General features: G+C 67.0%; 24 protein-coding genes. 10 read left to right on the top strand and 14 right to left on the bottom strand.

The window, feature by feature from the left end; translation table 11 throughout:
* The 8 genes from cysD to ACQR50_RS09525 are packed head-to-tail and all read right to left on the bottom strand — an operon-like array spanning position 1 to position 7,166.
* Complete coding sequence (gene cysD / locus ACQR50_RS09560) at positions 1 to 900, bottom strand: sulfate adenylyltransferase subunit CysD (protein WP_056437359.1); 900 nt, start codon at positions 898 to 900, stop codon at positions 1 to 3.
* Positions 901 to 949: 49 nt separating this feature from the next.
* Positions 950 to 1,168, bottom strand: a complete 219-nt coding sequence (locus ACQR50_RS09555; RefSeq protein ID WP_042482538.1) for a hypothetical protein — start codon at positions 1,166 to 1,168, stop codon at positions 950 to 952.
* Positions 1,169 to 1,206: 38 nt separating this feature from the next.
* A complete protein-coding gene (locus tag ACQR50_RS09550) occupies positions 1,207 to 2,460 on the bottom strand; it encodes an N-succinylarginine dihydrolase (RefSeq protein ID WP_428968127.1) in 1,254 nt (417 codons plus the stop codon).
* A gap of 5 nt (positions 2,461 to 2,465) precedes the next feature.
* On the bottom strand, positions 2,466 to 3,485 hold the full coding sequence (locus tag ACQR50_RS09545) for an arginine N-succinyltransferase (protein ID WP_428968126.1): 1,020 nt from the start codon (positions 3,483 to 3,485) through the stop codon (positions 2,466 to 2,468).
* Positions 3,482 to 4,684, bottom strand: a complete 1,203-nt coding sequence (locus ACQR50_RS09540) for a hydrolase (protein WP_428968125.1) — start codon at positions 4,682 to 4,684, stop codon at positions 3,482 to 3,484. The genes ACQR50_RS09545 and ACQR50_RS09540 overlap by 4 nt, the downstream gene beginning before the upstream one ends.
* A gap of 51 nt (positions 4,685 to 4,735) precedes the next feature.
* Positions 4,736 to 5,647 carry a DUF481 domain-containing protein gene (locus ACQR50_RS09535; RefSeq protein ID WP_076716470.1) on the bottom strand — a complete coding sequence of 304 codons (912 nt, stop codon included), beginning with the start codon at positions 5,645 to 5,647 and terminating at the stop codon, positions 4,736 to 4,738.
* An 11-nt stretch (positions 5,648 to 5,658) separates the two neighbouring features.
* Complete coding sequence (locus ACQR50_RS09530; protein WP_428970678.1) at positions 5,659 to 6,174, bottom strand: RNA pyrophosphohydrolase; 516 nt, start codon at positions 6,172 to 6,174, stop codon at positions 5,659 to 5,661.
* A gap of 2 nt (positions 6,175 to 6,176) precedes the next feature.
* A complete protein-coding gene (locus tag ACQR50_RS09525; protein ID WP_428968124.1) occupies positions 6,177 to 7,166 on the bottom strand; it encodes an alpha/beta hydrolase in 990 nt (329 codons plus the stop codon).
* Between the two features lie 19 nt (positions 7,167 to 7,185).
* Here ACQR50_RS09525 and ACQR50_RS09520 point away from each other — a divergent pair, with 19 nt between their 5' ends.
* Both ACQR50_RS09520 and ACQR50_RS09515 read left to right on the top strand, forming a co-directional pair.
* On the top strand, positions 7,186 to 8,109 hold the full coding sequence (locus ACQR50_RS09520; RefSeq protein WP_428970677.1) for a histone deacetylase family protein: 924 nt from the start codon (positions 7,186 to 7,188) through the stop codon (positions 8,107 to 8,109).
* Between the two features lie 7 nt (positions 8,110 to 8,116).
* Positions 8,117 to 9,487 carry a cryptochrome/photolyase family protein gene (locus tag ACQR50_RS09515; RefSeq protein ID WP_428968123.1) on the top strand — a complete coding sequence of 457 codons (1,371 nt, stop codon included), beginning with the start codon at positions 8,117 to 8,119 and terminating at the stop codon, positions 9,485 to 9,487.
* Between the two features lie 55 nt (positions 9,488 to 9,542).
* On the opposite strand, the gene ACQR50_RS09510 is transcribed toward ACQR50_RS09515, so the two are convergent.
* Genes ACQR50_RS09510 through ACQR50_RS09500 form a run of 3 tightly spaced genes read right to left on the bottom strand, consistent with a single transcriptional unit; the run spans position 9,543 to position 11,322 of the window.
* Complete coding sequence (locus ACQR50_RS09510) at positions 9,543 to 9,683, bottom strand: DUF2256 domain-containing protein (RefSeq protein WP_082442294.1); 141 nt, start codon at positions 9,681 to 9,683, stop codon at positions 9,543 to 9,545.
* Positions 9,683 to 10,783: a 3-dehydroquinate synthase gene (gene aroB / locus ACQR50_RS09505; RefSeq protein WP_428968122.1), complete on the bottom strand. Its 1,101-nt coding sequence runs from the start codon at positions 10,781 to 10,783 to the stop codon at positions 9,683 to 9,685. Before aroB ends, ACQR50_RS09510 begins: the two co-directional genes overlap by 1 nt.
* Positions 10,780 to 11,322 (bottom strand): shikimate kinase, encoded by a 543-nt coding sequence (locus ACQR50_RS09500; RefSeq protein WP_056437338.1) that lies wholly within the window; start codon positions 11,320 to 11,322, stop codon positions 10,780 to 10,782. The genes aroB and ACQR50_RS09500 overlap by 4 nt, the downstream gene beginning before the upstream one ends.
* 81 nt (positions 11,323 to 11,403) lie before the next feature.
* Between ACQR50_RS09500 and ACQR50_RS09495 the strand changes: the two genes are divergently transcribed.
* From ACQR50_RS09495 to ACQR50_RS09480, 4 genes are read left to right on the top strand one after another with little or no spacing between them, the layout of a single operon-like run.
* Positions 11,404 to 11,538: a hypothetical protein gene (locus ACQR50_RS09495; protein ID WP_257575576.1), complete on the top strand. Its 135-nt coding sequence runs from the start codon at positions 11,404 to 11,406 to the stop codon at positions 11,536 to 11,538.
* A 46-nt stretch (positions 11,539 to 11,584) separates the two neighbouring features.
* Positions 11,585 to 13,354: a hypothetical protein gene (locus tag ACQR50_RS09490; protein ID WP_428968121.1), complete on the top strand. Its 1,770-nt coding sequence runs from the start codon at positions 11,585 to 11,587 to the stop codon at positions 13,352 to 13,354.
* On the top strand, positions 13,351 to 14,250 hold the full coding sequence (locus tag ACQR50_RS09485; RefSeq protein WP_428968120.1) for a tyrosine recombinase: 900 nt from the start codon (positions 13,351 to 13,353) through the stop codon (positions 14,248 to 14,250). The genes ACQR50_RS09490 and ACQR50_RS09485 overlap by 4 nt, the downstream gene beginning before the upstream one ends.
* A gap of 11 nt (positions 14,251 to 14,261) precedes the next feature.
* Positions 14,262 to 15,212, top strand: coding sequence for an acetyl-CoA carboxylase carboxyltransferase subunit alpha (locus tag ACQR50_RS09480; protein WP_428968119.1), 951 nt, complete (start codon positions 14,262 to 14,264; stop codon positions 15,210 to 15,212).
* Positions 15,213 to 15,324: 112 nt separating this feature from the next.
* On the opposite strand, the gene ACQR50_RS09475 is transcribed toward ACQR50_RS09480, so the two are convergent.
* Both ACQR50_RS09475 and ACQR50_RS09470 read right to left on the bottom strand, forming a co-directional pair.
* Complete coding sequence (locus ACQR50_RS09475; protein WP_428968118.1) at positions 15,325 to 15,495, bottom strand: Flp family type IVb pilin; 171 nt, start codon at positions 15,493 to 15,495, stop codon at positions 15,325 to 15,327.
* A gap of 124 nt (positions 15,496 to 15,619) precedes the next feature.
* On the bottom strand, positions 15,620 to 15,823 hold the full coding sequence (locus ACQR50_RS09470) for a Flp family type IVb pilin (protein WP_428968117.1): 204 nt from the start codon (positions 15,821 to 15,823) through the stop codon (positions 15,620 to 15,622).
* 21 nt (positions 15,824 to 15,844) lie between these two features.
* On the opposite strand from ACQR50_RS09470, the gene ACQR50_RS09465 reads away from it, so the two are divergent.
* Positions 15,845 to 16,309, top strand: a complete 465-nt coding sequence (locus tag ACQR50_RS09465) for a (deoxy)nucleoside triphosphate pyrophosphohydrolase (RefSeq protein ID WP_428968116.1) — start codon at positions 15,845 to 15,847, stop codon at positions 16,307 to 16,309.
* Here ACQR50_RS09465 and ACQR50_RS09460 read toward each other — a convergent pair.
* Complete coding sequence (locus tag ACQR50_RS09460) at positions 16,255 to 19,002, bottom strand: DUF5695 domain-containing protein (RefSeq protein WP_428968115.1); 2,748 nt, start codon at positions 19,000 to 19,002, stop codon at positions 16,255 to 16,257. The two genes, ACQR50_RS09465 and ACQR50_RS09460, sit on opposite strands and share 55 nt — an antisense overlap.
* 104 nt (positions 19,003 to 19,106) lie before the next feature.
* On the opposite strand from ACQR50_RS09460, the gene ACQR50_RS09455 reads away from it, so the two are divergent.
* Genes ACQR50_RS09455 through ACQR50_RS09445 form a run of 3 tightly spaced genes read left to right on the top strand, consistent with a single transcriptional unit; the run spans position 19,107 to position 24,294 of the window.
* On the top strand, positions 19,107 to 21,482 hold the full coding sequence (locus ACQR50_RS09455) for a beta-L-arabinofuranosidase domain-containing protein (RefSeq protein WP_428968114.1): 2,376 nt from the start codon (positions 19,107 to 19,109) through the stop codon (positions 21,480 to 21,482).
* Positions 21,483 to 21,493: 11 nt separating this feature from the next.
* Positions 21,494 to 22,489: an Ldh family oxidoreductase gene (locus tag ACQR50_RS09450; RefSeq protein ID WP_428970676.1), complete on the top strand. Its 996-nt coding sequence runs from the start codon at positions 21,494 to 21,496 to the stop codon at positions 22,487 to 22,489.
* Positions 22,490 to 22,506: 17 nt separating this feature from the next.
* Positions 22,507 to 24,294 (top strand): DUF885 domain-containing protein, encoded by a 1,788-nt coding sequence (locus tag ACQR50_RS09445; protein WP_428968113.1) that lies wholly within the window; start codon positions 22,507 to 22,509, stop codon positions 24,292 to 24,294.
* Positions 24,295 to 24,342 lie beyond the last annotated feature (48 nt).

Below are 24,342 nucleotides of genomic sequence, written 5' to 3'. Positions count from 1 at the left end.
TCAGAAATACCCCTCGCGCTTCTTCTTCTCCATGCTGGCCGCCTGATCGTGATCGATCGCGCGCCCCTGCCGCTCGGACGTGGTGGTCAGCAGCATTTCCTGGATGACCTCGGACAGGGTCGCCGCCTCGCTTTCGACCGCACCGGTCAGCGGATAGCAGCCGAGCGTACGGAAGCGGATCGAGCGATCGACCGGCACTTCGCCGGGCCTCAGGCGGAAACGGTCGTCATCGACCATCAGCAGCATGCCGTCGCGCTCCACCGTCGGGCGGGGTGCGGCGAAATAGAGCGGCACGATCTCGATGCCCTCTTGCAGGATATACTGCCAGATATCGAGTTCGGTCCAGTTGGACAGCGGGAAGACGCGGATGCTCTCCCCCTTGTGGATGCGGCTGTTGTACAGGTTCCACAGCTCGGGTCGCTGCGCCTTGGGGTCCCAGCCATGCGCGGCGGAGCGGAAGGAGAAGACGCGCTCCTTCGCACGGCTCTTTTCCTCGTCGCGCCGTGCGCCACCGAACGCGGCGTCATAACCGCCCGCGGTCAGCGCCTGCTTCAACCCCTCGGTCTTCCACATGTCGGTATGGCGGCTGCCATGGTCGAACGGGTTGATGCCCAGCGCCTCGGCCTCGGGGTTGCGGTGGACGATCAGCTCCATCCCCGCCGCCTCGGCTGCGCGGTTGCGCAGCTCGTACATGGCGCGAAACTTCCAGGTCGTGTCGACATGGAGCAGCGGGAAGGGTGGGCGCGCCGGGAAGAACGCCTTCTTGGCCAGATGCAGCATCACGGCCGAGTCCTTGCCGACCGAATAGAGCATCACCGGGCGCTCGGTCTCGGCGACCACTTCGCGAAGGATATGGATGCTCTCGGCTTCGAGGCGTTGCAGGTGGGTAAGGCCAGTCATCGGATTGTCAGATAATGTCGCCAGCGAACCGCGCGACCAACTTATCCTGTCAATCGCGATAGTCCCGCTCCAGCGAGTCGAGGATGCGCGCACCCGCCATGAACACCGCGATGGGGCAGGCGGCGAACAGGATCTTGCCCGGAAGTCCCGGATAAGCGGTCAGATAATGCATCCCGCGCTCGACCGCGCCGAGGCCCAGGCCATAGATGACCAGAAAAGCCTCGAACTTCGACTTGATCGTGAACAGGGCGACCAGGCGGGACCACATGGCGCCGTTACACCACCGGATCGCGTCGTCGCCAAGGGTCAACCGCTTGCCAATTTGAGACAGTCGAGCTCGGTCAGGAGGGCGAGGCGCGCGGCCTCGATCCGGCCGATCAATGCGGGGTCGCCGATTTCGGTGGGGTCGATCGCGTCGGGCCAATGCGCCTCGATCACGGCGGCGATGCGGTCCAGCGCGGCATGATCGACCAGGAAGCGCGAGTCGATGGTTGCCGGATCGGCCACCACCCGCAGTCGCAGACAGGCAGGGCCGCCGCCATTGGCCATCGATTCGCGGACGTTCACGACCTCCAGCCGCCGGATCGGGCCATTGCCCGCGACATGCTCCTGAAGCCAGGACCAGACGGGGGTATTGTCGCGCGCCTCCTGCGGCACGATCAGCGTCGGCTCGCCGCCTGGCGGCGTGACCAACTGTGCGTTGAAGAGATAGGATGCGATGGCATCCTCCAGGCTGACGCGCTCGGCGGGCACTTCGACGATCTCGACATCGGGCATCAGGGTGCGCAGGTCGGCATAGAATGTCTCTCGGTCGGCGAAGGCCTGTTCATGCGCGAACAGCACCCGTTCGTTGGCGACGGCGACGACATCGTTATGGAAGGCCCCTGCCGCGATGGCCGTATCGGACTGACGCGCGAAGAGCACCCGGTCGGGCGACAGGCGATGCGCGCGGGCGACCGCCTCGCAGGCCTGGCGATGCTGGCGGGCGGGGAAGGGGCCACCGCTCTCGCCGAAGACGAAGATTTCCACGCCCGGATGATCATGGCCGCTGCACAGCCGCATGTGATTGGCCGCACCCTCGTCGCCGAAGGGTGCAGGCACCGGTGGGTGGACGACAAAGGCCGGGTCGGCGAAGATCATCCGCAGCTGCGCCAGCGTTGCGGGCCATTCATGGCTGCGATGCGGCATGGTCAGCAAGTTGGCGACGGTGAGGTGGCAGCGCCCGTCGCGCGTGTCGGGCGCGGGCGAGACGGTCGCGGCGTTGGCCGCCCACATCGCCGAGGCGGACAGGCTTTGCGCCTTCAGGACCGGCGAGGCCGAGTCATAATCGGTCGCCAGCCGCCCGAGCCAGCCATGATCGGGGCGGGGATGCGGCAGGAGGACGCCCTGCACCAGCCCCAGGTCGAGATTCGCGCGCATCTTGGCGATCCCCTGAAGCGCGGCGGCCTTGGGATGCGAGGTCTTGCCCGCATTGCGCGTCGCGGCGAGGTTGCCGTGGCTAAGCCCGGCATAATTGTGGCTCGGCCCGATGATGCCGTCGAAGTTGATCTCTCTCAGCATGATGCTCACCGATCGATATGCAGGACGGTATCGCCGACCGTCAGGTCGAGCGTGCGGGCGGCCTCTTCGGACAGGATGATCCCGCCATCGCCGTCGCGGATCTCCGCCAGCGCGCAACGGAAGTCGGCGAGCCGCCCCGTCGCGACCAGCGCCTCGCGCCCCGGATGCGCGTCGATCGCGACGACCGTGTTTTCGCGCGCGTCGCGGATGGTCCGCACCTGATCGGTTCGCGCGGTCATCGTCGGCCCGCCGTCGAAAATGTCGATATAATGCTCGAAGGCGAACCCTTCATTCTCCAGCATCCGCATGGCGGCCCGCCCCGAGGGATGGGGCAGGCCGATGGCGGCGCGGGCCGTCTCGGTCAGCATCGCGGTGTAGATGGGGTGCTTGGGCATCAGGTCGGCGATGAATTGGTGGCCGTGGATGGCATTGAACTGATCGGCCTCCTGGAAATTCATCCCGAAGAATCGCCCCGCCAGACCGTCCCAGAAGGGCGATCCGCCCGCCTCGTCGATCACCCCGCGCAGCTCGGCGAGCACCCGGTCGGCAAAGCGTGGACGATTGGCGCGCATGAACAGGTAACGGCTGCGGGCGAGCAGCAGGCCCAGACCACCGGCGCGCTCGCCGGGGTGAAGGAACAGCCCGCCGACCTCGCTCGCGCCTTCCAGATCGGTGGTCAGCGACAGCATCTCGGCGCGGAAGGTGCGGTCGAGTTCCCGGCTGTGCTGGGTAAGCGTGCCGATGCGATAGCTGTAAAAGGGATGCTTCTGCCCGACATGGGTGAAGATCTGGCAGGTACCCCGTACTTCGCCGGTCGCGCGGTCCTCCAGCATCAGGACGAACAGCTCGTCCTTGACCTTGCCGTCGCCATCGCCCGCAAAGGCGTCATGGCTGCGCGCCAGCTTGGCGGTCAGGGCGCGGCGATCGGGGGGCAGGTTGGTGAAGCCGCCGCCGGTCAGCTTGGCCATTTCATAGAGGTGGCGAAGGTCGCTATCGACCGCGGGGCGGATGCAGAAGCTGCTCATGCGGCACCGATGATGCGCAGGATGGTCAGCGTCGACAAGCCCGCACGTTCGGCCAGGCTGTCGATCAGCATATATTCGTCCGGAGAGTGGATCGCGCCGCCGCGAACGCCCATCGTGTCGACGACGGGCACCCCCGCCGCCGCGATGTTGTTGCCGTCGCACACGCCGCCGGTGTCGCGCCAGCCTATGGTCAGGCCCAGATCGGCGCCTGCGCCGCGAACCGTCTCGAACAAGGCGGCTGCGCCGTCGTCGATGGGTTTGGGGGGGCGATTGAAGCTGCCATGGACCTCGACGCGCACATCGTGTCCGGTGGCGATCCGTTCGGCGATCGCCTTCATCGCCGCGCCGGTCCGCTCGATCGCGGCCAGCGCGCGCGGACGGAAATTGACGTGCAGCATCGCCAGATCGGGAACGACATTGTTCGGCCCTCCACCATCGATCCGGGCCGGGTTGACGGTGATGTCGTCGGCGGCGAGCTGCGACAGCTCCAGCGTGATCCGTGCGGCGGCAACGATCGCGTTGCGCCCCTCCTCGGGATTGCGGCCCGCATGGGCGCTGCGTCCGCGCACGACGATGGTGAAATTGCCGGTGCCGCCCCGTGCGCCTGCCAGCGTGCCGTCGGGCAAAGCGGGTTCGTAAGTCAGCGCGGCGACCTTGCCGCTCGCACATTTCGCGATCAGCGCGGCCGAAGAGGCCGATCCGGTTTCCTCGTCCGAATTGATGAGGACATCATAGCCGAACCGTTCGGCGAGCGGGCTTGCCTCGACCGCCTTCAGCGCGGCGAGCAGCACCGCCAGCCCGCCCTTCATATCCGCGACTCCCGGCCCACCGAGCCGGTTCTCGTCGATCCGCGTGACGGCTTGGAACAGGTGATCGACCGGATAGACCGTATCCATATGGCCGGTGAACAGCATCCGGCGGGCGGCGTCCGGGCGGACCGACAGCAGCAGATGGCGGCCATGGGCCAGCGGCGCGGCGCGGCCGTCGCTGCCGATCCGTTCGACCGGCTCGGGCTCGACCAGGGTCAAATCGCCCGGCAGGGTTCCGAAATGCTCGGCCAGCCGGTCGGCCATGATCGCCAGCCCGGCGATATTGCGGGTCCCGCTGTTGATCGCGGCCCATTTCTCGACCAGCGTCAGCATGGGATAGGCGGCGGCGGACGCCACCGCGTCCCGCTCGATCGTGTTCAGTCTCTCCATGGCCGGTAGCCTAGGCCATGAAAACGGCAAAGGTGAACCCCGTCCCCGAAATTAGAAGCTGTACACCACCGAGGCGCGGGTGATCGTGTCGGTCGTCCGGCGGCCCAGCGGCGGCTCGCTTTCATATTGGACGTTGTAGGACAAAGCGGCCGAGAGCGGACCGAACAGCTTGGCGTTCAGCGCCGAGTTGGTGCTGACCGTGCTGTTGAACTTCTGCACATAGGCCGAGGCGTTCTGGTTGAACGTCATGGCCGGGGTCAGCTTCCACACGAAGTTCAGATTGCCGCGCGCGGCCAGCGCGCTTTCGATGCGGCCGTCGGTGAATTCGGTATGCCGGAACGCCGGGCCGAGTTCGACGTCCAGCGTCATGCGCGGCTTGCGGATCGCGCTATAGCCCGCCCCGCTCGACGCCGAGATACGGTTGAAATAGCCGAGGAAGCGATCGCTTTCATATTGCGCCGCGCCATAGACATAGTTGTTGGCGTTCAGTTTGAAGTTCGGCTCATAGGACGCGACATAATGTTCGCGGCTGACGACGCTGAAGCTTTCCTGATAATCGCCCTGGAAGCGCAGCTTGTGTCGCCATTGCAGCCCTTCGCGGGTCAGGTCGACAATGCCCGTCAGGCCGATATTCTGGCTGTTGCCGGTCGTCGCGAAACCGCCCAGTTCCACCCGGCCGTGCCACAGGTCGAAAAAGGTTGCCTCGCGCAGGGTGCGGCTGCGGCTGGCGGTCTTTTCGTCGCGCCAGACATCGGCCATCGCATCGATCGCGTCGGCGGCCTCGGGCACGGCATTGCGGGCGTAGCGGACGACCGTGGTGATGTCGTTCTCGTTGCCGCTGGCAATCGCGGCCTCCAGCATCGAACGGATCTGGGGCGGGATCAGCGCCGGGTCCGGGTCCTTGGGATCGGCGTTGGCGAGCAGGCCGAGCGCCATCGGGATCAGGAACAGCCGCGTCTTCATGGTCCGGTGCCTTAGCCCTTCGTCCCGTCGACCGAAACCGCCGCATTCCCGTGGGTTGCGGTGAAATGCTTTGCGAAGACGACCAGCAGTTCCTCGTAGAGCGCCTTCTTGAACGGCACGATCATGGCGGGCAGCGTTTCCGGCTCGGCCCAGCGCCAGGCGCGGAATTCGGGATGCTCGGTGTCGATGCGGATGTCGCTGTCCTGCCCCAGGAAACGGTAGAGGAACCAGATCTGCCGCTGGCCGCGCCACTTGCCCTTCCACACCTTGCCGATCATGTCCTCGGGCAGGTCGTAGGTGAGTTCATGCGGGGCGCGCGCGATCAGTTCGACCTTGTCGGCGGTGACGCCGGTTTCCTCGAACAGCTCACGCAGCCCTGCCGCATCGGCCTCCTCGCCGGGGTCGATGCCGCCTTGCGGAAGCTGCCACGCCTCCAGCGTCGAATCGATCCGCTGGCCGACAAAGACGCGGCCGTCGCGGTTCATCAGGATGACGCCCGCGCAGGGGCGATAGGGAAGGTCGGTCATCATCATTGTCCCATCGGGCGGATGCCCTCCGCCTCGACGATCACGGCTTTCAACGCAAGCAGGAAAGCGGTGAGATCGCCCACGCCGGAGGGGATCGCCTTGCGCAGCGTCGCAAAGCCATGGATCGTACCGCGTGCCTCGCGAAAGGTGACGGGTACGCCGGCCTTGGCCAGCGCGGCGGCATAGGCTCGGCCCTGGTCGCGGATCGGGTCGCACTCGGCGGTCATGATGACGGCGGGGGGCATGTCGGCCAGTTCGCCGCGCATCGGCGCCGCGCGCACGTCGCCCAGATCGGCGGCGTAGCAGGCGACGAACCAGTCCAGCATCGCGCGGGTCAGGAAATACCCCTCGGCAAAGTCCCGGAGCGAGGGATGCGCGCGCGCCATGTCAGTGGCCGGATAGAGCAGCCCTTGGGCGATCACGGGCACATCGGCGGGCCGATCGCGCAGGCTCATGGCGGTGACGGTGGCGAGCGTGCCGCCCGCGCTGTCGCCCGCCACGATCAGCCCGGTCGTTCCCGGCTGCCCGACCAGCCAGCGCGCCGCCGCCTCGCAATCATCGGGCGCGGCGGGCCAGGGATGCTCGGGCGCGAGGCGATAGCCGATCGAGAAAACGGGCAGGTCGAGCGCGCGCGCCATCTCGGCGGCGAGCGGCGCATGGGTGTCGACGTCGCCGATCACGAAGCCGCCGCCATGGAAGAACAGCACCACCGGACCCGGCTCGCGCCGTTCGCGTGGGTCGAAGCGTCGCGCGGGAATCGGCCCCGCCGGACCCTCGATCGTGAATGCCTCGTCGAGCCCGAGCGGCCCGACCGGCGGGTCGGTCAGGTCGCGCGCGGCGCGCATCATCTGGCGGGCGGCCTCGGGACCCAGTTCCTGCTGGGGCGGGCCGGGGAGACGGTTGTAATAGCCGAGAAAGCGCGCCACGCCGGTTCGCAGTTTTGGGGCACGCAGTTCGGGCAGCGGGGCCGTGGTCCTCCTATCGCGGGTCATGGCTTCCTACCTAGGGGCGATGATCCATGTCGTCCATCACCCCGCCTATGTCACCGAGGCACCGGCGCGTTCCACCTATCGCTGGGGCAAGAACGGGGCGATCCGCGATCTGCTGCGGGCAAAGGGCGATGTGGTAGCCTGGACCGAGCCGGAACTGATCCCGCCGGTCTGGCTGGAGGCGGTGCACGACCCCGATTATGTCGCCGAGGTGCTGGAGGCACGCGTGCCGCCCGACAAGACGCGGCGGATCGGCTTTCCGATCACCGAGCAGGTCGCCCATCGGGCACGGGCGGTGCCGGGCGGGACATGGACCGCCGCGCTGCTGGCGCTGGAGCATGGCTTCGCCGCCAATACCGCCGGGGGCAGCCATCATGCGCTGTCCAATACGGGCGCAGGATATTGCGTATTCAACGATCTGGCGGTGGCGGCGGTGCGGCTGGTCGAGCAAGCTATCGTCGGCCGGGTGGCGATCGTCGATTGCGATGTGCATCAGGGCGACGGCACAGCCGCGCTGACCGCCGGGCGGCCGGATATCGCGACCTATTCGATCCATGCCGAAAAGAATTTCCCGGCACGGAAGGCCCGCTCGACACTGGACGTCGGATTGCCCGACGGCGTGGATGATGACGGCTATCTCGCCGAACTGGCCGCGACCCTGACGCCGTTCCTCGACGAGCATCGGCCCGACATCATCCTGTATCAGGCCGGGGTCGATCCGTTCGTCGAGGATCGGCTGGGGCGCCTGGCCGTGACGCAGGAGGGGCTGATCGCCCGCGAAAACCTGATCGCTGATCTGGCACTGGCCCGCGGGCTTCCCGTCGCCAGCACGGTCGGCGGCGGCTATGGCGATGACGTCATGGCGATCGCGGAACGGCACGTCACGGCGATCCAGACTCTGGGCGAAAGACTGTCCCATCGGAACCCGGCGGAGGCCGAAGCGTAGCGGCTGGATGACAGCTTCCCCCACGATCCTGTGGTTTCGCCAGGATCTTCGCCTGCACGATCAACCGGCTCTCCTCGCGGCGGCCGAGGCCGGGCCGGTCATCCCGGTCTATATCCTCGACGACGAAACGCCGGGCGACTGGCGGATGGGCGCGGCGCAGCGGTGGTGGTTGCATCACAGCCTGACGTCGCTTGCGAAGGACTTGAAGGAATTGGGCAGCCGCCTGATCCTGCGGCGGGGCAAGGCCGTCGAAACCCTGCGCGCCTTGATGGAGGAGACAGGCGCGAGCGAGGTCCATGCCATCCGTCATTACGAACCCTGGTGGCGCAAGGCCGAGGAGGTGCTGGACGATTGTCTGACGCTCCATGACGGCAATCATCTGGCACGGCCGGAACTGGTGACGACGGGCAGCGGCAAGCCGTTCCGGATCTACTCGGCCTTCTGGAAGGGATTGCAGGGCCATTTGCCGCCCGAGCATCCATGCGACCGCCCCGAGACGCTGGAGGCGCCTGGGCATTGGCCGAAAAGCGAGGCGCTGGCCGACTGGTCACTGCTCCCCACCAAGCCCGACTGGTCGACCGGCTTCGACGAGGACTGGATACCGGGCGAGGCCACCGCGCGCGAGCAGATGGCGGACTTCGGCGAGAAGGCGGTCGCCTATGACAGCGCGCGCAACATGCCCTCCGAGGAAGGCAGCTCACGCCTGTCGCCGCACCTGCATTTCGGGGAGGTCTCGGTGCGCGCCGTGTGGCATTCGCTCGCCCGGCGCGGGGATACCGAGACGTTTCGCAAGGAACTGGCCTGGAGGGACTTTACCGATGGCGTGGTCATGGCGCTGCCCGACTATGCCGATCGCAACGGCCGCGACGCGTTCGACGCGATGCCATGGCGGAGCGGTGCGGAGGCGGACGAGGACCTGAAGGCGTGGCAGACCGGCCGCACCGGCTATCCGATCGTGGACGCGGGCATGCGCCAGCTCTGGACGACAGGGTGGATGCACAACCGGGTGCGGATGATCGCCGCCTCCTTCCTCATCAAGCATCTGCTGATCGACTGGCGCGAGGGCGAGCGCTGGTTCTGGGACTGTCTGGTCGATGCCGATTACGGGAACAATGCCGTCAACTGGCAGTGGGTCGCCGGGACGGGGATCGATTCGAACATGTTCGGCCGGATCATGGCGCCGCTCAGCCAGTCGGAGAAGTTCGACGCCGGCGACTATATCCGGCAATGGGTGCCGGAGTTGAAGCATGTGTCGGACGCCGCGATCCATGATCCGGAGGAGGCCGGGTGTCGGCCGAAGGATTATCCGGCCAAGATCATCGGGCACCGCGAAGGGCGGGAGCGGGCCCTGGCGGCGGCAAAGAAGATGCGTGGCTAGGTCAGGGCGTGCGCTTCGACTTCGCTCGATGCGAACGGCCGGGGGGGGGGGGGGATTACCGCTTCTTCCGGCACGCATCCGAACAATACACCACCTGGTCCCAATCCCGCGCCCATTTCTTGCGCCACGTGAAGGGCCGCCCGCACGCCGGGCAGGTCTTGCTCGGCAGGTTTTGCTTGGCGACGCCGTTGGGCATCAGCGCGGCTCGGCGTCGAGGAAGGCGGCGATGTCAGCCAGATCGACCGTCTTGTCGAGATAGGTCTGCCCGATCCCGCGTGCGAGCAGGAAGGGCAGGGTGCCCGCCGCCATTTTCTTGTCGTGCTTCATATGCTCGACCAACGTCGCGGAGGGTGCATCGATCCCGGCGGCCGCCAAGCCGTCGGGCAGGCCGATCGCGCGGAGATGTGCTGCCACCCGCTCGGCATCCTGCCGCTCGCAAAGACCCTTGCGCACCGAATAGCGGAAGGCGAGGGCACAGCCCGCCGCGACGCCCTCACCATGGAGCAACCGGTCGGAAAAGCCCGCCTCCGCTTCCAGCGCATGGCCGAAAGTATGGCCGAGGTTCAGGAGCGCGCGGATGCCGTTCGTCTCATGCTCGTCGGCCGCCACGATCCGCGCCTTCGCCGCGACCGAATGTGCGATGGCGTGCACTCGCGCATCGGCATCCCCCGCCAGCAATGCAGGCGCGTTCGCCTCGCACCATTCGAAAAAGGCGAAGTCGTCGATCAGGCCATATTTGACGACCTCGGCATAACCCGCCCGCACTTGGCGCGCGGGCAGCGTGTCGAGCATGTCCGGGTCGATCAGCACCATGGCGGGCTGGTGGAAGGCACCGATCAGGTTCTTGCCCGCCGAGGTGTTGATCGCGGTCTTGCCGCCGACCGACGAATCGACCTGCGACAGCAAGGTCGTCGGGATTTGTACGAAGCGGCAGCCGCGCTTGACGATCGAACAGGCGAAACCGACCAGATCGCCGATCACCCCGCCGCCCAGTGCGATGACATGATCCGCCCGCTCGATGCCGAGTTCGAGCAGCCGGTCGCAGACATGCTCCAGCATCGCCCAGCTCTTGGTCTTCTCGCCCGGCGGCAGGATGATCGCCTCGCTCGCGACGCTCGCTGCCTCCAGCGATGCCTGGAGCACCGTCAGATGCGGCCGGACATTCTCGTCGGTCACGATCGCCATGCGACGCCCGCGCGACAGGGGCGCAAGATGCTCGGCGGCGCGGGGCAGCAGCCCGGCTTCGATATGGATGGGATAGCTGCGGTCGCCGAGCGACACGGTGACGGTCTTCATCGTCCGATGGCTTTCAGGATGGCGTTGACGGTGGCCTCGTGCGGCCCCCGCTTGCTGGAGACATGGATGGGCGCGAGCGCATAGATCGGGTTTCGTACCGCCGACAGTTCGCGCAGCACCTTCAGCGGGTCCTTGCCGCGCAGCAGCGGCCGGGTGTCGCGCCGCTTGACGCGTTCGGCCAGGACCTCGGGGCTCGCGTTCAGCCAGATGGCGGTCGCCTGTTCCAGGATCAGCGCGCGCGTCTCGTCATTGATGAACGCGCCGCCGCCGGTCGCGATCACCTTGGGGCGGCCATCGACCAGCCGGGCGATCACGCGGCGCTCGCCGTCGCGGAAATAGGGTTCGCCGTAATGTTCGAAGATTTCGGGGATGCTCATGCCGGCGGCTTGCTCGATCGCGGTGTCGGCATCGACGAAGGGCACGCGCAACCGATTCGCCAGACGGCGGCCCACGGTCGACTTGCCCACGCCCATCAGACCGACGAGCACGATGGGCGACCCGTTCCAGCTTGCATCTACAGGGTTGTGGCTTTGCAACATTGCGCTCTGCGCTATACAGCGGGCGCGCGCCCGGCAACACCGGCCGGGCTTTCACGGGTCCATTATAAGGTTTTGCGTTTCATGTCCCGTATGGTCGTTTCGCTCATCGTCCTTCTCGTCATCGTCGTCGGCGGGCTGTTCCTGCTCTCGGGCCGGGCGACCGAACGGCCGACCACCCAGGTCGAAAAGGCGGTCTCGCTTGGCAACCTGCAATAAGCGGGGGGGCGCTTTTCGCCACCTGCCCAGGGCCGTCGCCCTGCTGATGGTCGGGGCCGCAGCCATTGCCGCGGCCCAGGACCGTCCCGAATCGCTGCTGCCTCCCGGCTTCGGCCAGCCCGCCGCGCAGCCCAGTGCCCGGCCGACCCCCCGGTCGACGGCGCGCCCGGTCGCAGGTGCCGTGCCGGGTGCTACGCCCCTGGCCACGCCGACGCCTGCGCCGACCCCCGCCGACGCCGTGGGGGCGCTGCTGGATACGCTGGCGACCACGGTCCCGACGCCGACGCCGTCGCCGACGCCCACCATGGATGCGGCGACGCTGGCCGAATATGAGCTGCCCGCTTCGTCCCGGCGGTCGCTGGCGGTGGTCGGTCCTGCGGGGCCGCGCGAAGGGGCGCTGGACCAGACTATCTTTGCCGGCGCCGATGGTCGCGTCGCCGAAACGCTGATGCGGCGCTTGTCGGCGCCCCTGCCGTCGCGCTGGACCTCGATCCTGCTGCGTCGCGCCCTGGCCGCGCACGTCGAGACGCCGCGCGGCGTCAACGGCTCGGACTTCGCCGCCGAACGGGCCTGGCTGCTGCTGCGCATGGGCGAAGCGCAGGTGGCGCGGGCGGTCGTCCAGTCGGTCGATCCGGCCAATTACACGCCCAAACTCTATCAGGTCGCGATGAACGCGCTGCTCGCCTCCAGCGACCCGGCGGGGCTGTGCCCGCTGGCCGATCGCGGCAGCGCGGTGACCGGGCTGGGCGGCTATCGGCTGGCGCAGGGCTGGTGCGCGGCGCTGACGGGGGATGGCGCGCGCGCCACCGCGACCGTTCGCCAGATGCGTCGCCAGCGGACCACCGACGACTTCGACCTGAAGCTCGCCGAAAAGCTGATGGGCGCAGGGTCCGCGCGCAAGGCGGTGAGCGTCGATTGGAGTGGGGCCGACCGCCTCACGGTCTGGCGGTTCGGCCTGGCGACGGCGACGGGCGTGACGGTGCCGCCGGATTATCTGTCCTATGTCGGGCCGCAGGTGCGCGGCTGGCTGGCGACCTCGCCCTCGGTACCCGCGACCGAGCGGGCCGGGGTGGTCGATCAGGCGGCGGCGCTGGGCGTTCTCTCCAATGCCGCGCTGGTCGATTTCTATTCCGGTCTGACCGACGACGATCAGGCCAGTCGGGCCCAGTCGGCGATCGGCAACGACCTGCGCAACGCCTATGCCGCCGGGGACGAGGGGCAGCGACTGTCGGCCATGCTCTCGCTCTGGGGTGACGATACGCCTACGCCCTATGGCCGACTGATCCTGACGGCCCGTGCCGCCGCGCGGCTGCCGGTGACGAGCGACGGGCGCGAGGCCGACCGGCTGGTCGCGTCGATGCTGTCGGCCGGGCTCGATCGCAGCGCAGCGCGCTGGCGCGATGCGGCGAAGCAGAACAGCGATGCCTGGGCGATGATCATGCTGAGCGATCCCGACCGGCAAGGCCAGCTGGCTTATGATCAGGTCTCGAACTACAGCGCCGACGCCTTGAAACAGCGTATGTTCTTTGCCGGACTGGCGGGGCTCGGGCGGCTGTCGCGCACCGATATCGAAAAAGGCGCCGAGGCGCTCGACGTGCGCGTCGGCCAGCGCAATGCCTGGACCGAGGCGCTGGATCAGGCGGTGGCGGACGAGCAGACGGGCATGGTCGTCCTGCTCTGCGCGGTCGGGATGCAGACCGGCGATTGGCGCGGCGTGCCGCCCCAGGCGCTCTATCGCATCGTCGAGGCGCTGCGCGCGGTCGGGTTGGATGGCGAGGCGCGGATGATCGCGGCGGAGGCGATCGCCCGGACATGAGGATGCGCGACGCCGCGCTGGTCGACCGCTTTCTGGAGATGATGGCGGCGGAGGCCGGCGCGGCGGGCAATACGCTGGCGGCCTATCGCTCCGACCTGCGCCTCGCCACCGAGGCGATGGACGGGTTGAGCGAGGCCGATGAGGGGGCGCTCCAGAGGCTGGCCGAAGGCTGGGCGTCGCTGGCCAATTCCACCGTTGCGCGCAAGGCGGCGGCGCTGCGGCGCTTCTATGCCTTCCTGTATGAAGAAGGTCTGCGCGGGGATGATCCCTCTTCGGTGCTGCCGCGCCCGAGCCAGCGGCGGGCGTTGCCCAAGATACTCAGCCATGCCGATATCGACCGGCTGTTCGCCGCCATCGCCGAGCGGACGGGCGCCGCGCATCCCAGCGCAAACGATCTACGCCTCGCGGCCTTGGTCGAGTTGCTCTATGGCTCGGGCCTGCGCGCCAGCGAACTGGTCGCCCTGCCGCGCAATGCCGTTCACCCGGACCGTCCCTTCCTGATCCTGAAGGGCAAGGGCGGCGTCGAGCGGATGGTGCCGATCTCGGACCGGGCGCGGGCGGCGGTGGCGGCGTGGCGGGCGCATGTCCCGGCCGACAAGCTCTGGCTCTTTCCCGGCGGCAAGAAGCATCTGACCCGCATCCGCCTCTATCAGTTGATCAAGGCGCTGGCGGCCGAGGCGGGCATTCCACCCGATCGGGTCAGTCCGCATGTCCTGCGCCATGCCTTTGCCACCCATCTGCTCGGCGGGGGGGCGGATCTGCGCGCGGTGCAGGCGATGCTGGGCCATGCCGACATCGCCACGACCGAAATCTATACCCATGTCGAGGCGAGCCGGCTGGTCGAACTCGTCAATGCGAAACACCCGCTCGTTGATTTTCGGGACAAGCGCCCTTAGGCGATAGCGCCATGTCAACGACCTTCCTCGATTTCGAGAAACCGATCGCCGAGCTTCAGAGCCGGATCGACGAGCTGCGCGACACGACCGCCGAAGGGACGGTCGATATCGGCGCGGAGATCGCCAAGCTCCAGGCCAAGTCCGACAAGCTGCTGCGCGATACCTTCACCAGGCTGACCCCGTGGCAGAAGACGCAGGTCGCGCGCCATCCGCAGCGTCCGCACTTCAAACATTATGTCGCCGGGCTGTTCGACGAGTTCGTGCCGCTGGCGGGTGACCGTGCGTTCGGCGACGACCAGGCGATCATGGGCGGCTTCGCGCAGTTTCGCGGCCAGCGCGTCATGGTGCTGGGCCATGAAAAGGGCGAGGATACCGCCAGCCGCCTCCGCCACAATTTCGGCATGGGCAAGCCGGAGGGTTATCGTAAGGCGATTCGCCTGGTCGAGCTGGCCGACCGGTTCGGCCTGCCCATCGTGACGCTGGTCGACACCTCGGGTGCGTTCCCCGGTATCCAGGCCGAAGAGCGCGGCCAGGCGGAAGCCATCGCGCGCTCGACCGAGGCCTGCCTGGCGGCGGGCGTGCCGGTCGTCTCGGCGATCGTGGGCGAAGGCGGCTCGGGCGGCGCGGTGGCGCTAGCGGCGGGCAACCGGGTACTGATGTTCGAGCATGCGGTCTATTCGGTCATCAGCCCCGAGGGTTGCGCCTCGATCCTGTGGCGGACCGCCGACAAGGCATCGGACGCGGCCGAGGCGATGCGCATCACCGCGCAGGACCTGAAGCATTTCGGCGTGATCGACACCATCGTGCCCGAGCCGGTGGGCGGCGCGCATCGCGATCATGCGGGCGCAATCGCCAATCTGGGCGACGCGGTCGAAAAGGCGCTGGGCGAGCTGGGCGGCCTGGGCCGTGACGAGCTGAAGCGCGGGCGGGCCGCCAAGTTCCTGGCGATGGGGCGGCTCTGATCGCACAACGGATGCAAAAGAGGGGGCGGTCAACCCGGTTGACCGCCCCCTCTTTTTGTAACCCGTTCGGTACGGGCAGGGAGGACAATGGTCGCTTCCTGCCCGGTAGATTTTATTGCGGGTTCGCCAGCTTGTTGCTGACGTTGGTGAACGTCGTGTTCAGCGTGGTGCCGATGGTCTTCATGGCGCCGATAGCCGCAACCGCGATCAGGGCCGCGATCAGGCCATATTCGATGGCCGTCGCGCCCTTGTTGTTCTTCAGCATCTTGCGAAACGTCTTCATTCCGGTCTCCGTTCAGTCCTGATTTGATCGATCACCCGGCTGAGCCGGAGCGCCGGTTCAGCTTTTGGCGCTTTACCGGCCCACTGGTTAAAAAGGTTTGAAGGCGGCCGTTTCCGAATCAAATTTAATGATTTGCGCGATTCAGTTCGGTGGCGATACGATTGGCCAGATTTTCCAGGCTGAGGCCGAATTGGGAAAGGCCGACGATCATGACCAGCATCACGGCGGCCACGATCAATCCATATTCCACCGCCGACGCGCCGCGCGAATCGGCCAGCAGGCGTTGCAGCATCTTCGTGATCGCACGCACTCCCATGACGCCCGCCATATAGGTGCCCAAGGTTAAGAAATGATCGACAGCCCGACCTTGCCAGTCTTGTTTCCCGTCGTTGCCGCCGCGCTGGTCGATGCGGATGGCTGCGTGCTGTTGCAACAGCGCCCTGCGGGCAAGGCGCTGGCGGGGCTATGGGAGTTTCCGGGCGGTAAGCTGGAGCCCGGGGAGACGCCCGAGGCGGCGCTGGTCCGCGAACTGCACGAGGAGCTGGCGATCACGGTCGCCGCCGAAGCGTTGGAACCGGCGGGTTTCGCGACCGAGCCATTGCCCGGTCGCCATCTGCTCCTGCTGCTTTATGTGATCCGGTCCTGGTCGGGCATGCCGGTCGCGCTGGAGGCGGACGGGCTGACCTGGTGCCAGCCCGCCGATATGCATGCCTGGCCCATGCCGCCCGCCGACGGGCCGCTCGTCCGCCAGCTCGCCGCCTATCTGGCGGACAGCAGCAGCTCGGATGCCGCGCCCGACAACGGAACGGTATAGCCGCCCCGCTCGAACGTACCCCGCTCGGGGCGATAGGCACGGCCGCCGGGCGTCGTCGTCTCGACGAACAGACGCGCGGCGGGCGCGTCGCCGGTCGCCGGATCGAGGGTTAGGCGGACCGCGCCGCTCGCCGGATCATAATCGACCGCCTTGAACTTCCCCGCCTCCAGCGTCAGCCATAGCCCGGCGGGGGCGACGAAGACCCGCGCGCGCGCACCGTCATGCGGCTCGACATGAACCTGTCCGGCATTTTGCGACAGGTTGCCGCCATAGGACAGCCAGCCCAGCGTCGGATCGTTCACCACATAGGTGGCCGCGGCATAGGCATGACCGAAAAAGCCCATGCCGTAATCACCGCTATACGGGTCCCACTCCATCCGGTCGGGCCAGCTGTGGAAGGCGGCGGAAGATGCGCCGTTCTGGTCGATATTGGTGATACCGCCCAGCAACCCGCCATAGGCGACACGCAGCAGATGCAGGTCGGCGGGATTGCGGCGGAACGAATCGAACAGCGGAATGGCGTTCAGCGTCGATCCGTAATGATGGATCTGCCGCTCCAGCCGGGGATATTTGCCGCCGTACAGGAAGTCCCAATAGCGCCGGGCATTGCCGTTATAACCCCAGTGCGGGATCGACGGGTCATAGCCCAAGATGACCTCGCGCGTGACATCGGCCTGCGGACCGTAACCGAAATAGCGCATCCAGGCATAGACCTCGGCCTGGCCGGTCGAGTCCCAGGCCATCTCGCTGCCGAACGGATATTGCAGGGTGCGCCAGTGATCCGCACGGCCCTTCATCAGGCGTTCGACCTCGGCGGCCTTGTCGGTCCAGCCCTCTCGCTTCAGGTCGGTCAGGATGTCGACGAAAACGTCGCCCTCCATCAGCCCGAACTGGGCATAATGCGGTGCATCGCGCATCATCGCGACAATCGTCTGATAGGCATGGTCAAGATACCATGACCAGTCATGCACCCGCGTCAGCCCGGCATGATTGCGCGCGATCCGGTACAGCGCCCAATGTCCCGCCGCGACGTGCGGATAATTATACGCGCGGCCGAGATCGTCGGCCTGATCCTTCTTCCACGACGTCCAGCTCTTCCAGGCCGCATCGGGTTTGTAGAGGTCGGGGAAAGCGGCCGGGTCGTAATAGAACAGGCTCTTCTTCACGCCCCCGGCCTGGGGGCCGCTCGCGACCTGAAGCCGCCCGACGATCGTCTTGTCTACCAGCTCTTCGATCCGGGCGATCTCGGCCGCGTTGGGATTGTCGAGCTGCTTCATCACCGCCGCGACCCAACTGCCCGCGCCGCCTTCGTCGCTCATCCCCGAAATCCAGACACGCGGATCGGCGGTGACGAGGCGGTCCGCTTCGCGGTCATAGGTCAGGATGGCGGGGGAGCGGCCGAACGGATCGCCATTGCCTTCGAACCATTGTTTCGTCGTCGAGAAGCGGCCGAGATCGGCCATGGTCTGTTCAAGCGGCTTGGTGATGAAATACTGGACCGTCTGGACGGTGCCATCGGCATAGCTGAGGGTCAGGCGCGCCCGACCCCATTGGCGCCCGTGCACCGTCAGGCGGGTCCAGCCCGGCTTGCCGGGTGCCTTCGTGACATCGAGCGCGCCTGCCGGATAGCTGGCCATGCCGGTGATCGCGGATGGGGACCGCACGAACAGCGCCGCGTCGAGATCGGTCGGCACGACATAGCCGGGTACGCCGACCACCACGGGACGCCCCTGCGCCGTCAGCGTCGGTTCGATCGCGCGGATGCTGGGCGCGGTGACGAGGCGCAGGCCGATCTTGCGGCTCTGACCGGGAGCCAGGGTGAAGCTGGTCGCCTCGTTCCACGGCGCGCCCGCCTTGGCCCAATCGGTCTGGGCATAGGCGGCGCTGGCGATGGTCCAGTCGTAAAAGCCTTCCGAGGTCTGCGCGCGCGGGCTGGCCTCCGAGATTACCGCCTGGCCCTTGGTCTCGCGCAGCGTCGGGATCGGGACATAGGCCTCCAGCGGGGTGGCGCGTTCGGGCAGGACGAGCAGGGCGGGGCCCGCGCCGTTCAACCGCGTGACCTGCACATAGCCCGCATCGCGACCGATATAGGGGTCGGCGAAGCTGGCCTGGGCATGGGCCTGTTCCAGCGTCCGGTCGGAAATGATGTTGTCGAACACCATCGGCAGGCCGAGCCCGCCGACCTCGACCGGCGCGTTGGAGGTGTTGGTCAGCGTGAAGCGCAGGGCCGGGGTGCCCTTGTCGTTCACCCATTCCCGCACGATCCGCAGCGGCATGCTGGTGCCCATCGACCCGCCGATATCCGCCGCCGCCAGAACCGCGCCGCGTGCGGGCAGCGCCCGCACCGGTCGACGTTCGCGCGAAGACGAATAGTCCTGCCACGCACCCCCGCCCCGGCGCAGGCGCAGATGGATGTCGCCCAGATGGTTATAGCCATTGCCTGCACGTTCCTTGGCGCGGCCGATGGGCAGGAAGTCGAAGTCGGGCGTCGCGACCGGCGAAAGGCCGCGCGCGGTCTGGCTGACGGGGTCGAGGATCAGGTGGAACGCACCGACCTGGAAACGGGAATTCGCGGCCTTCTGCGAAACACCGGCTGTCTTTCGGGGGGCAGCGCGGCCTGCGTCATGCGCGCTTGCCGCGATCGAAAGCGTGGCCAGCGTGACGGGCAAAAGGCGGATAAGGCTCTGGCGCATGACGATAAAATCCCTGACCTCGGGAAGCTCCTCTGCGGGACCATCGCAATTGACCCCCCTCCCGTTCTGTCTATATTGGTATACAGTATTACCGGGAGAGCAAGATGCTGCGGTCGAGCAGACGCGAATGGATGCAGGGGGCGGCAGGCGTCGCGTTGATGGGAATGGCGACCCGCGCGGTGGGGGCTGCGCCGTCGATTCTTCCGGCCAAGGCCGAGCCTTTGCCGCTGTCGGCGGTGCGGTTGCGCCCCTCGGTCTATGCGACCGCGGTCGAGACCAACCGCCGCTATCTTTACCGTCTGAGCCCCGATCGCCTGCTCCACAATTTCCGCGCCTATGCCGGGCTCGAGCCGAAGGCCGAAATCTATGGCGGCTGGGAAAGCGACACGATCGCGGGTCATACGCTGGGCCATTACATGTCGGCGCTGGTCCTGACCTGGCAGCAGACCGGCGACACCGAGATGCGTCGCCGCGCCGACTATATCGTGGCCGAACTGGCGGAGGCGCAGGCCAAGCGCGGCACCGGCTATGTCGGCGCGCTCGGGCGCAAGCGGGCCGACGGCAAGGTGGTCGATGGCGAGGAGATTTTCCCCGAGATCATGGCCGGCAAGATCAAGTCGGGCGGCTTCGACCTCAACGGTTCCTGGTCGCCGCTCTATACGGTACACAAGCTGTTCGCGGGTCTGCTCGACATCCATGGCGGCTGGGGCAATGCGCAGGCACTGGACGTCGCGGTCAAGCTGGGCGGTTATTTCGCACGTGTCTTCGCCGCGCTCGACGATGCGCAGATGCAGACGGTGCTGGGGTGCGAATATGGCGGGCTGAACGAAAGCTATGCCGAGCTTTACCAGCGGACCGGCGACCGTCAGTGGCTCGCACTGGCCGAGCGTATCTATGACCGCAAGGTGCTCGACCCGCTGGTCGCGGGCGAGGACAAGCTGGCCAATTTCCACGCCAATACGCAGGTGCCCAAGCTGATCGGGCTGGCGCGTATCCACGAGATCACCGGCAAGCCCGAACCCGCCAAGGGGGCCAGCTTCTTCTGGGAAACCGTCACCGGCCATCACAGCTATGTCATCGGCGGCAATGCCGACCGCGAATATTTCTCCGAACCCGATACGATCGCGCGGCACGTCACCGACCAGACGTGCGAGCATTGCAACACCTATAACATGATGAAGCTGACCCGGCATCTCTATGGCTGGCAGCCGGACGGGCGCTATTTCGACTATTATGAACGCGCGCATCTGAACCACGCGATGGCCGCCCAGCATCCGCAAAATGGCGGCTTCACTTATATGACGCCGCTGATGAGCGGCGTGGTGCGCGAGTTCTCGACCGACAAGGACGACGCCTTCTGGTGTTGCGTCGGGTCAGGGATGGAGGCGCATGCCAAGCATGGCGAGTCCATCTTCTGGCAGGGCGGCGACACCTTCTTCGTCAATCTCTACATCCCGGCCGAGGCGCGGTGGGAGAAGCGCGGTGCGATCGTGACGCTCGACACCGCCTATCCGATGGAAGGGCAGGCGAGGTTGAGCTTCACGCGCCTCGACCGGGCGGGTCGCTTCCCGCTGGCGCTGCGTGTGCCGGGCTGGGCGAACGGGCAGGCGCAGGTCGAGGTCAATGGCCAGGCCGTGTCCCCGCGCTTCGAGCGGGGCTATGCCGTAGTCGATCGTCGGTGGAAGACCGGGGATACGGTTTCCATCCGCCTGCCGCTCGACCTGCGGGTCGAGACGACGCCCGGCGACGATAGCGTCGTGGCGGTCCTGCGCGGACCGATGGTGATGGCGGCCGATCTGGGCGGGCGCGAGGACAAGTGGGACTCGCCCGACCCGGTGCTGGTCGGCGCCAATCCGCTGGCGGGCTTCACCGCCGCCGATCCGGCGACCGCGCGATACAGGACGGCGGGGGTCTTCCGTCCGGCGGACCTCAGCTTCGTGCCGTTCTATAGCCAATATGACCGCCGCAGCGCCGTCTATTTCAAGCGCTTCACCGAAGCAGGATGGAAGACGCAGGAGGCGGCGTTCCTGGCCGATCAGGCCCGGGCACGCGATATCGCCGCGCGTTCGGTCGATGTCATGCATCTGGGCGAGATGCAGCCGGAGCGCGATCATGGCCTGACCTCCGACATCTCCTACCCCGTCTCCTATCGCGGGCGACAGGGGCGTGATGCGCGGTCGGGGGGCTATTTCGAGTTCACCATGGCGGTGCGTCCCGGCCCGATGATCCTGCAGGGCACCTATTGGGGCGAAGAGCGGGCGCGGGACTTCGACATTCTGGTCGACAATGTGAAGGTCGCCACCCAGCATCTGGAAAACGACAAGCCCGGCGCGTTCTTCGACGTCGAATACCCGCTGCCGCCCGCGCTGACGGCGGGCAAGAAGAGCGTGCGTGTGCGGATCGTGCCGCATGATCGCAACACGGCGGGCCCGATCTTCGGCATGCGGCTGTTTGCGGCCAAGGCGGGGGCCACGGCGTGAGCGGCGTGCGGATGACCCTAGACGAATTGCGCACGCTGGCGCGGGCCAAGCTGCTGGGCGCGGGGCTGGCCCCCGCCCATGCCGAAGCGGTGGCCGAGACGATGGTGGCGGGCGAGCGTGATGGATGCACCTCGCACGGTATCTACCGCCTGCTGGTCGCCGTCTCCAGCATTCAAAAGGGCGTGGTCGTCCCCGATGCCGAGCCGGTCCTGTCGCATCCCGCCCGCGCGCTGGTCCGCGTCGACGGCGGCGGCGGCTTTGCGCAGCTGGCCTTCCAGACCGGCAAGCCTGCGCTGATCGAAAAGGCGAAGGCCAACGGCATCGCCGCGCTGGCGCTCAACAATGTCGTGCATTTCGCCGCGCTCTGGCCCGAGGTCGAGGAACTGGCCGAGGCGGGACTGGTCGCGCTGGCCTTCACGCCCAGCCATGCCTGGGTCGCGCCCTCGGGCGGGGCCGAGCCGGTGTTCGGCACCAATCCCATCGCATTCGGCTGGCCGCGCCCGGACGGGCCGCCCTTCGTGTTCGACTTTGCAACCTCCATGGTCGCGCGCGGCGAGATCGAACTCCATCGCCGGGCAGGCAAGAGCGTGCCCGACGACTGGGGCGTCGATGCCGATGGCAGGCCGACCACCGACCCGGCAGCGATCCTGTCGGGCGCGATGCGGACCTTCGGCGGGCATAAGGGATCGGCGCTGGCGGCAATGGTCGAACTGCTCGCCGGGCCGCTGATCGGCGACATGACCAGCCGCGAGTCGATCGACTGGGATGGCGGGCGCGGCGGCTCGCCGCTGGGTGGCGAATTGATTATTGCTATCGATCCCAAAGGCTTCCTGGGCGATCTTCTTCCCGAAAATCAGGATCGGGCCGAGGCGATGTTTGCCGCGATTACGGGGCAGGGGGCACGGCTGCCCTCTGCCCGCCGCTATAGCGCGCGTCAGGTGTCGCTGGTCGAGGGGGTCGAGATTTCGGCCGATCTCTACCGCGACGTGACGGCGCTGAAGGGTTGAGCAAGGGGGTTATGAGCATGACGAACCGGATCGGATGGCTGCTGGCGGGCGTGGCTCTGGTGGCGACGCCGCTGGGCGGGGCACAGGCCAAGGGCCGCCCCCAGGCCGCACACAAGACGGCCGCCACGCCGGACGCCCGGTTCCGCGCGCTGTCGGATGCCGAATATCAATGGCGGATCAGCCAGAATGCGGCCGATGAGGACAGCGGCAGCGCGGGCTCGCGGCAATTGCCTGATGTCGGCCCGGCGGCCCAGGCCGCGCGGCTGGCACGTTGGGAAGCGACCGCCAAGGCCCTGGATGCGATCGATCCGGCCAGGCTCTCCCCCGATGTGCGCACCGACTATATGGTCTATCGCGGCCAGATCGATGCGCTGCTCGCGGCGCAGCGGTTCCGCGAATATGAAAAGCCGCTCAATTCGGACACCAGCTTCTGGGGCAATCTGGCCAGCTGGGCGCGGGGCAGCTTTACCAAGGAAAGCCAGTATCGCGACTATATCGCGATGCTCCGCCAGATGCCGCGCTATTACGACCAGCAGATCGCGAACATGCGGGCCGGTCTCGCGCGGGGCTTCACCGTGCCGCGCGTCACGCTGAAGGGACGCGAGATCGGCGTCGCGCAGGTGGTCGATGCCGGGACCGGCGATGCCCAGCCCTTTTACGAGCCGTTCAAGACCATGCCCGCCAGCATGGCGCCCGCGACCGCCGCGGCGCTCCGTGCGGAGGCGATCGTGGCGATCCGGGACGACGTGCTGCCCGCGCATCGGCGGCTGCTGACCTTCCTGCGCGAGGACTATATCCCCCATGCCCAGGCCAGCACGGCGGCCTATGACTTGCCCGATGGGCAGGCCTATTACCGGTCCAAGATCCGCGAATATGTGACCGCCGACATGACGCCCGAACAGGTCCATGCGGTCGGCCTGTCCGAGATGCAGCGGATCCGCACGCGGATGGACGGCGTGATGAAGGAGGTGAAGTTCCAGGGCGATTTCCCGGCCTTCCTGACCTTCCTGCGCACCGATCCGCAATTCTACCCCAAGACTCCGCAGGAACTGCTCGACAAGGCCGCATGGCTGGCCAAGAGCTTCGACGGGATCGCGTCGGATTGGTTCGGCCGCCTGCCGCGCAGCCGGTTCGCGATCAAGCCGGTGCCCGCCGATATCGCGCCCTTCTACACCGCCGGGCGCGGCGGTACGGGCATCTATCTGGTCAACACCTATGACCTGCCGTCGCGCTCGCTCTATGCGATGCCCGCGCTGACGCTGCATGAGAGCGCGCCGGGTCACGCCTTCCAGATGCCCCTGGCGGCAGAGAACAAGAGCCTGCCCGCCTTCCGGCGCGACAGCTATCTGTCGGCTTATGGCGAGGGCTGGGCGCTTTATTGCGAAGCACTGGGCGAGGATATGGGCTTCTACAAGACGCCTTACGATCGCTTCGGCATGCTGTCCTATCAGGCATGGCGTGCCGCGCGGCTGGTCGTCGACACGGGCGTCCACGCCATGGGCTGGAGCCGCGAAAAAGCGCAGGCCTATCTGCGCGATAATACCGCCCTGTCCAATCACGAGATCGAGACCGAGGTCGATCGCTATATCGCATGGCCGGGTCAGGCGCTGTCCTATTATATGGGGCAGCTTGCCTTTCAGCGGGCGCGGGCCAAGGCCGAAAAGGCACTGGGGCCGAAGTTCAATATCCGCGCCTGGCACGATGCGATGCTGCAACTGGGCTATGTTCCGTTGCCGGTCATCGACCAGCGGACCGACCGTTTCATCGCCGAAGGAGGCAAGGGACCGTATCCCGATGAGGAATGACGATTGACCGCACGGATATGACGCGTTAAACAGTATACGATATCTAAA

Origin of the sequence: Sphingomonas sp. Xoc002 (assembly GCF_050408055.1) — a bacterium.
Classification (GTDB): Bacteria; Pseudomonadota; Alphaproteobacteria; order Sphingomonadales; family Sphingomonadaceae; genus Sphingomonas; species Sphingomonas yabuuchiae.
The sequence above is the reverse complement of the archived record's forward strand: the minus strand, read 5'-3'. Positions and strand labels throughout refer to the sequence as shown.